An 8,116-nucleotide genomic window follows, 5' to 3' on the forward strand; every position below is an offset into this window, starting at 1 on the left:
TTTCAAAAGAATTTGGTCCAGGACCAGTACCCGGATGGGGTTTGTGACCCTGCTGGTGGTGCTGTTCTGGCTCAAGACCCTGGTCGCGTACTTCGTCGACTTTAATCTCAACCTCAGCGATCCGTTTCAGTTCCTGATCCTGCTGATCAACCCCCTCGCGACGACCATCCTGCTCTTCGGGTTGGCCCTGTACTTCAAGCGCGCGCGGTTTTTTTACCCATTTCTCTTCATCATCGACATTCTCAACACGTTACTGCTCTACATTAACGTCATCTACTTCCGAGAATTCACCGACTTTATGACCGTCAGCACGGTCCTGGGATACTCCAAGGTCGACCAGGGGCTCTCCGGCAGCTCGCTGGCCCTGACGTCCCCCCACGACATCCTGTACTGGCTGGACCTGGTCGTGGTGCTGGTCCTGTTAGCGACCCGGCGCATCTACGTCGACCCGCGGCCGGTGAACAAGCGCGTGGGCCTCGCCGTGACCTCGGCCGCCCTGCTGTTATTCACCGCCAACCTGACGCTGGGCGAAATGGACCGGCCGCAACTGCTGACCCGGACCTTCGACCGGACCTACGTGGTCAAGTACCTGGGGCTCGACGCCTTTACCGTGTACGACGGCATCAAGACCCAGCACACCAGCGAGGTCCGCTCCCACGCGAAGAAGTCGGAGCTCAGCGGGATCTTAAAGTTTGTCCATAAAAACTACGCGGCGCCCGATAAGAAACTTTACGGGGTCGCCAAGAAGAAGAACGTCATCGTGATTCACCTGGAAAGCTTCCAGCAGTTCCTGATCAACAAGAAGATCGACGGTCAGGAGGTCACGCCGTTCCTCAATAAGCTCTACAAGAGTCAATCGACCTATAGCTTCGATAACTTCTTCCACGAGGTCGGCCAAGGCAAGACGTCCGACGCCGAGACCATGCTGGAGACCGGCACCTTTGGCCTGTCCCAGGGGTCGCTGTTCACCCAACTGGGGAACGACAACACCTTCCAGGCCGCTCCGGCCATCTTCGACCAGGCCGGTTACACCACCGCGGTCTTCCACGGGAACGTCGCCAGCTTCTGGAACCGCAGCAACACCTACAAGAACCTGGGCTACCAGTACTTCTTCGATGCCAGCTACTACGACACCTCGGGGGACAAGTCCCTGGGGTACGGCCTGAAGGATAAGCTGCTGTTCAACGACTCCATCAAGTACCTGCAGCACCTGCAACAGCCGTTTTACGTGAAATACCTGACGGTCACCAACCACTTCCCGTACACCCTGGACAAGGAAGACTCGACCTTCAAGACGCCGAACACCGGGGACAAGACGGTCGATAACTACTTCAAGACCGCTCACTACCTGGATCAGTCGGTCAAGGAATTCTACCACTACCTGAACAAGTCGGGACTGGCAAAGAACTCGCTCATCATGCTGTACGGGGACCACTACGGGATTTCAAACTCGTCGAACAAGGCCCTCGCGAAGGTCTTGGGCGTCAACCCGGACGACTGGAACGACTACGACAACGCCCAGCTCCAACGGGTGCCCCTGATGTTCAACATGCCGGGCTACACCCACGGAAAGGTCGAACACCAATACGGCGGTGAGATCGACGTGCTGCCGACCCTCCTGCACCTGATGGGCATCAGCAGCAAGAAGTACCTGCAGTTCGGGACCGACCTGTTCTCGAAGGAGCACAACCAGGTCGTGGCCTTCCGGAACAAGGACTGGGAGAGTCCGGACTACACCTCCGTCGACGGGACCGTTTATAGCAACAAGACCCAGCAGGAGATCCATCCGACCAAGAAGCAGCAGGCCCAGATTGATAAGATGCAACAGCACGTCAACGAAGCCCTGAACTACTCGGATTCGTTGAACCAGAAGAACCTGCTGCGCTTCTACCATCCGAAGGGCTTCAAGGCCGTGAACCCCAACGACTACAACTACGCCGATGGGCTCGAAAAGGCTGAGAAGATCGAGAAGAAGTTGGGCGTGAAGTCGACCAGCCTCTTCTCCCGGAACCGGGACCAATCGACGCAGAACTGGTACTCCACCGATGCGCCGGAACTGAACCACAAGGAAACGGATTCCAACCGGATCAAGATCACCAACCAAGACGATACCAGCGGCAAGTAACTCCGCCGGCAGCGACGCTAAAAGGCATGCCTCCGATGACGTTCGGAAGCATGCCTTTTTTAGACGCTATCATCATTGAATAACCCCGTCGGGACTGGCGCGGCGACTTACCAGCCACACTCGTTAAATAGACGGCCGTATCTTCCACTACTTTCAGTCGTGACATCCGCTTTTATGGAAAGTTCCACTATTTACGCTTAACCTCCAACACGACATCGTCGCCTTGATGACACAGGCTAAGACTAAATAGCAGGACTACTCACCAGCATCAAGATTGCTGGAGCGAAGCGGGCCAAGACCGTGAAATTGTGGTTGGCCAGCGTTTTTCAGCTGGCTTACCACAAGGCCGAGCTTCAAGACACGGAGGGCTTCCGTGGCTCGAAGTCGTGCCCACGGTCGTCACGGCCCAGCTGAGCGGAGGCAATCGGCAGCTACCACCATTGGGGGGCTTGAAGCCGTGCCCACCCCGTTCCAGCCCGATTTTGCCCAGCCCGGAAGCGCCATTACTGTCCTATTTAGTGGCATCCGGGCGGTGAAGTGACGTACTATGGATGGGGCCGCGGCGATCCGGGAAGAACTGATCCATGATGCTGTGCACGGCCAGCGGGGCCTCCCCGTACGCCGTGGCGATCAACGGCTGCTTGCCAGGATAGGTCACCCCGTCCCCAATCGCGTAAATGCCCGGGACGCTGGTCGCCATGGCCGAGTCCACCGCAATCAAGCGCCGGGTGCGGTCCAGGGCCACGTCCCAGCCCTCGATGACGTGATAGTCCGAGGTGAAACCGTAGCTGACCAGCAACCGGTCGACCACCAGGTGATTCTCATCCGCTTGCCCGACCGGCTTAATGGTCACGTCGAGCGCCCCGTCGGCCGTGGTCGCGAGTCCTCTGATCAGGTACGGCGTCTTGACCGTCACCCGCGACTGGTGTAATAGGTCGACCATGTGCTCCAGCCCGCGGAACTGGTCGCGGCGGTGCAGCAGCGTGACCGACTGGGCCACCGGCTCCAGCATCAGGGCTTGGTCGATGGCGGAGTCACCACCCCCGGCGACCAGCACCCGCTGGCCCCGAAAGGCGTCTTTATCCGGCACGCTGTACACCAGCTGGCCCGATTGCTCGAACTGTTCGCCGTTGGGCACGTTGAGCGGCCGCGGGGTAAAGGCCCCGTTACCGACCGCGATGATCACGGCCGTCGACTGGGTGGTCCCCGCCGGCGTGGTCACGGCGAACCCGTCGGCCGTCGGCACCAAGTTGGTGACCGGTTGATTGGTTTTGATGGTCAGGGGAAACTGGGCCAGCTGTTGCCGCTGGGCCGCAATCAGGTCCCGCCCCTGAATGGCCGGGAACCCCGCCACGTCCAGGATCGTCTTCTCGGGATACAGGGCGTTGACCTGGCCGCCTAAATCGCTTAAGCTTTCGAGTAACTGGGTCTTGGCGTTGCGCATCCCCGCGTAAAAGGCCGCAAACATGCCGGCGGGGCCCCCGCCAATAATCGTGATATCGTACGTTTCCGTCATCATCGAACCTCCATTTTTAGATTGAAAGGTGACTCACTATGCACTTCAGACGTTTCTGGCTCGGCCTCGGCGTCACCGCTCTGCTCTTCGGGGCGCTGACGGCCGCCTGGGCCAACCATCACCGGGCACTGCAAACGCTGCACGTGCCCCAGACCCGAACCGCCACCCTCCTATTACCCGGTGACGGTGGTAACTGGCTCTCCCTGCGCAGCATGACGCTGACCCTGAGCCAGCCTCACCTGGCGACCCACGCGCGGACCGCCCACGTCGCACAGTCCGGCCGGGTCACCTGGGAGCGGTTGGCCCCGGTCGCCGCGAACAATCCGGTGATTCCCGTGCTCTTCGCCGACAACACGCACCCCCAGCGGGAGGCCCGGCAGCTGACCCGGGTACTGCGCGAGCTCCACGACCGCGACCATATTTCCCGGGTTAACCTGGTCGGCCACTCCTCGGGGGGCACCATCGCGCTCGACTACCTGAACCAGGCGCACCCGGCCCCGGTACAGGTCACCCACGTGGTCTGCATCGGCGCCGACTTTCCCGGCGTCCAGCCCCTGCGCCGACCGGAACCCCAGTTGCGGGTGCTCAATCTCGCCGGCGTCATCGGCAGCCTCCCGAACGACGGTGAGGTCCCGGTCAGTGACGCCGCGAAACTCCACGCCCTGGTTCAAGGCCGCGTGGCCAGTTATCGCCTGCGGCTGGTGCACGGTCAGGTCTGGCAAACGGAACACTCGTTGCTTCACGAAAGCGCGACCGTGGACCGCCAGATCGCCCGGTTCCTCTACGACCCCAGCTGAGTATTTTTCAGAATGCGCTGGCCCTGCAAGGTCCGGGCCTCCCGCAAGCCGGCGTTGATCAGGACAAAGATGGCCAACCAGCCGACGGCGATCAGGACCCACTGCTGCAGGTAGAGGATGTCCAGCACCGCGAACGGCGCGTTCCAGTCCCAGGCCGCGTGCAGGGCGATGGCCAACAGGTAAAAGCGCAGGAACTTCGGCGCCACCATGTTGCTCCCGGTGACCGGTTGGTGCCGGTCCTTGGCCAGGATGATGGCCGCGCCCATGATGGCCGACCAGATGGTGTGGGTCCCGATGGCCTGCCAGCTGCGCATCAGCAGTGTCACTAGGCCGTACTGCCCGGTGTACCCCGCCGTTTCGAAAACGGCGAAGCCCGCGCCGATGGCCGCCCCGATCAGCAACCCGTTAAAGATATAGTTCAGGTGGAACCGGTTGACGAAGTAGGCGATCACCAGCATCTTAGCGGTCTCCTCGATAAAGCCGATCGTGATGGCCGACTCCCAGGAGACCCCGTTGCCCGAGGGAATCAGCGAGTACAGGATCATCGTGGCGATCAGGGAGAGAATCCCGCCAACCAGGAAGACCGTCAACAGCTGATAGACCGAGATGTTTTGAAAGACGTTGATCTCAAAGAACATGATCAACAGGGAAAACGGCACGGTCAGCGACCCGATGAAGATCATGCCCGGCACGGCGTTGTTGCTCCGAAAGACCAGAAACAGCATCGCCAGCAGAACGAAGCTGCTTCCCAGCAGGGCAAAGACCCGGGAGAACAGCCAGGGCTTCACCGGCGTCACCGAGACGGCCTCCAGCGACGGCGTGGTGTCCCGGGTCCCCACGATAAAGAGCGACTCGGCGTCGTCACGGTTGTGGGGTTTAAAGACCTCCGAGAACATCGCGAACAGGTGGATCTCGACCACCTTGTTCTCCCCGGTCCATTCGTTCATTTCCTTAGTAGCGTCGTCTAATAGGTGGTTATGGTACTCGAAGCGGCGTTTGAACGGCTTCACGGATTCTTTACGATTCATCTAGCTGACCCCTTCTTGGATTCCATTTCTTCTGCCCCCTATCTTACCGTGTGAACGGAAATGCTTCAACACGGGGTTGCGAAATGAAACCCATTACATTATAGTTAAACTAGGCTTTGTAGCCAATTACATACCAAGAGGAGATTAGTGAACTATGGCAAAACGTAAAATGATTTTGGACCTAGATACTGGGATCGATGATTCCTTAGCTATCGCCTACGCTTTAGGCGCACCTGATGTTGATTTAATCGGAATCATGGGCTCATACGGAAACGTCTACGTTGAAGACGGTGCCGTTAACGCCTTGAAGATTTTGGAATTGTTGGGTCACACCGACATCCCAGTTTACGTTGGGGAAAGCCACTCATCCACGACGGACCACTTCGACCGGATGCAGGTCAGTGCCAACATCCACGGTGAAAACGGGATCGGCCAAGTTGAGTTGCCAGAACCTAAGCGGGCCGTTGAAAAGGGCTCCGCTATCGACTTCTTGATCGACGCTGCCCACAAGTACGGCAAGGACTTGACCTTAGTGCCAACCGGCCCAATGACCAACTTAGCAGCTGCCTTGAAGAAGGACCCATCGATTGCCACTGAAATCGGCAACATGACCTTCATGGGGGGTGCCTTGACAGTGCCTGGTAACGTGACCTTCGTCGCCGAAGCCAACATCAACCAAGACCCTGAAGCCGCTGATGCCGTTTTGACCAGCCCAATGCACTCCACGATGGTTGGGTTGGACGTCACTCTACGGACGTTATTGACGCGCAAGGAAACCCAACAATGGCGTGACTTAGGCACCGAAGCCGGTGAAAAGTTCGCTGACATCGTTGACTACTACATCGACGCTTACCGTCAATTCAACGATAACTTGGGTGGCTGTGCCTTACACGACCCATTAGCCGTTGGGGTCGCCCTCGACCCAAGTTTCGTCACGACGATCGACCTGAACATGCGGGTTAAGTCCGGCAAGGAAGACTACGCCCGGACGATTGGTGACGAAAACCGTTTGAACGAACCAACCAACGTCAAGGTGGCCGTTCAAGTCGACAAGGACCGTTACCTGAAGGTCTTCATGGACTACTTAACCAACCTGTTCAAAGCACAAAAATAAGTTTTACTGGCACAAGTAAAACGTTTGAAAAGGGTTCCATTCGGTTAAAATCCGGATGGAACCCTTTTTAGTTACTTATTTAATTCGTTATTCAGCTTTTCCCCGACTGTTAACTCGGTGACCACCCGCTAGTTCTTAAAGTTAAAGTTCGTGATGATCGTGTCCACGGCCTGGGTCGTGACCTGGTCAACCTGTTTGTTCAGGGAGGCCTTTTGTTCAGCCGTCAGGTTCGTCGCGCCCGCCGTCAAGATGGCCTGGTCCATGGCCGCTTCGGCCGCCTTGCGGAAGATTGGCTGTGAGTAGGTGTTTGCGTAGCTCTTGGCCGGGTTGCTCTTGGTGAGCGTGTAGGTGTAGCTCTTCCCGGAGGAGCCTAACCGGCGACTGCCGTTGGTCAGCTTCGTGGTGACCTTGGTGGCCGACTTCTTGGTCATCTTGAACTTGTACGTGGTCTTGCCGATCGATAGCGTGGCCTTCTTGTTGACCATCTTATAGGTCAACGGCCGGTACTTCACGGACAAGGTCTTGCCCTTGTTGCTCAGCTTAAAGCTGCTCGTGGGAACCCCGTACCGCACTTCCGGCTGTTGATTGCCGAAGTCGCCCAGAATGATCAGGTTCATCGCCTGCTTCCCCTGGCGGACCGTCGTAAAGTGAAACGCGGTCTTTGATTTGGCACTCTTGTAATACCGTGAAAGGTCCGCACTCTTAAACGTTGCCTTTGATTTCGCACTGGCCACCGTGGGAACCGCTAAGCCCCCCAAGGTGCTGGCCACTAAAATGGCCACGCCGATTTTTACCCCAAAACGTCGCATAACCCAATTCCTCCTTAAATTCTGGCTATCTAACCTTCATGGTGCCACTTTACCCCCAAAACTGCAACCAAAGCTTACCGGTTATCGCTTGGAACTTTTACCGGCTGAACTGTGTGGAAAATCTATCTGGTATCCCAGATAGGCGCTCGATTCTCGCTGCACGCCGGCGAGCAAGCTGGTCGTGGTCAGTGCCTACCGGTCGGTCAGAAGCAGGCTGGAACGTAGCCGGCACGACTTCAAGCCTTAGGAAGACCCCCTAAGTCTTGAAGCTCGGCCTTTCTGTAGGTCGGGAAGACCACCCGACCAACAGAAACGAGGCTACTGAGCCCGCTTCTGACCTCCCTCTCGGCGGACATTGTCTGAGCTGGCAACCGTGATGACCAGTATCGATGGTCCAGTTGAATGATTAAGGTGTTAGTCGACCTGTTTTCTTGAATCAAATAGGGACTTACGCATCGTGCGAGTTGACCAAAAATGATGGTGGCGGTGATCTATGCTCTGTCAACTTATGTTTCCGTGCTCAACCCAAGGAACAAGCGTCGACACCTTTCTACTACGGTGGTAGTTAAAACAAAATGACGGAATGACCACTATCGTCCAGATTGCTGGAGCGAAGCTGGGCCGGTGCCGTGAAGTGGTGGTTAGTTAGCGTCCCTCAGCTAACTTACCATAAGGCCGAGCTTCAAGACACGGTGGTTTTCCGTGGCTCGAAGTCGTGCCCACGGTC

6 protein-coding genes are annotated in these 8,116 nt (G+C 57.5%); 3 read left to right on the top strand and 3 right to left on the bottom strand.

The genetic code is table 11. The annotated features are described in order from the left end of the window. The first annotated feature begins 34 nt into the window (after positions 1-34). Positions 35-2,125, top strand: a complete 2,091-nt coding sequence (locus FD37_RS10255) for an LTA synthase family protein (protein WP_056965137.1) — start codon at positions 35-37, stop codon at positions 2,123-2,125. A gap of 511 nt (positions 2,126-2,636) precedes the next feature. Here FD37_RS10255 and FD37_RS10260 read toward each other — a convergent pair. Beyond that, positions 2,637-3,641, bottom strand: coding sequence for an NAD(P)/FAD-dependent oxidoreductase (locus FD37_RS10260; RefSeq protein ID WP_056965139.1), 1,005 nt, complete (start codon positions 3,639-3,641; stop codon positions 2,637-2,639). Positions 3,642-3,679: 38 nt separating this feature from the next. Here FD37_RS10260 and FD37_RS10265 point away from each other — a divergent pair, with 38 nt between their 5' ends. After that, on the top strand, positions 3,680-4,438 hold the full coding sequence (locus tag FD37_RS10265; protein WP_056965141.1) for an alpha/beta hydrolase: 759 nt from the start codon (positions 3,680-3,682) through the stop codon (positions 4,436-4,438). On the opposite strand, the gene FD37_RS10270 is transcribed toward FD37_RS10265, so the two are convergent. Beyond that, entirely contained in the window at positions 4,423-5,466 is a 1,044-nt protein-coding gene (locus FD37_RS10270; protein ID WP_045807233.1) for a PrsW family intramembrane metalloprotease, read from the bottom strand. The two genes, FD37_RS10265 and FD37_RS10270, sit on opposite strands and share 16 nt — an antisense overlap. A gap of 154 nt (positions 5,467-5,620) precedes the next feature. Here FD37_RS10270 and FD37_RS10275 point away from each other — a divergent pair, with 154 nt between their 5' ends. Continuing rightward, on the top strand, positions 5,621-6,580 hold the full coding sequence (locus FD37_RS10275; RefSeq protein ID WP_045807234.1) for a nucleoside hydrolase: 960 nt from the start codon (positions 5,621-5,623) through the stop codon (positions 6,578-6,580). 128 nt (positions 6,581-6,708) lie between these two features. Here FD37_RS10275 and FD37_RS10280 read toward each other — a convergent pair whose 3' ends face one another. Beyond that, a complete protein-coding gene (locus tag FD37_RS10280) occupies positions 6,709-7,389 on the bottom strand; it encodes a hypothetical protein (protein ID WP_045807235.1) in 681 nt (226 codons plus the stop codon). Positions 7,390-8,116: the final 727 nt, after the last annotated feature.

The organism is Levilactobacillus spicheri DSM 15429 (assembly GCF_001435095.1).
Lineage (GTDB): Bacteria > Bacillota > Bacilli > Lactobacillales > Lactobacillaceae > Levilactobacillus > Levilactobacillus spicheri.

Coding starts and splice junctions, on each gene's coding strand:
- FD37_RS10275 (WP_045807234.1), top strand. CDS start 5,621: ATGGCAAAACGTAAAATGATTTTGGACCTAGATACTGGGATCGATGAT.
- FD37_RS10270 (WP_045807233.1), bottom strand. CDS start 5,466: ATGAATCGTAAAGAATCCGTGAAGCCGTTCAAACGCCGCTTCGAGTAC.
- FD37_RS10260 (WP_056965139.1), bottom strand. CDS start 3,641: ATGACGGAAACGTACGATATCACGATTATTGGCGGGGGCCCCGCCGGC.
- FD37_RS10265 (WP_056965141.1), top strand. CDS start 3,680: ATGCACTTCAGACGTTTCTGGCTCGGCCTCGGCGTCACCGCTCTGCTC.
- FD37_RS10255 (WP_056965137.1), top strand. CDS start 35: ATGGGGTTTGTGACCCTGCTGGTGGTGCTGTTCTGGCTCAAGACCCTG.
- FD37_RS10280 (WP_045807235.1), bottom strand. CDS start 7,389: ATGCGACGTTTTGGGGTAAAAATCGGCGTGGCCATTTTAGTGGCCAGC.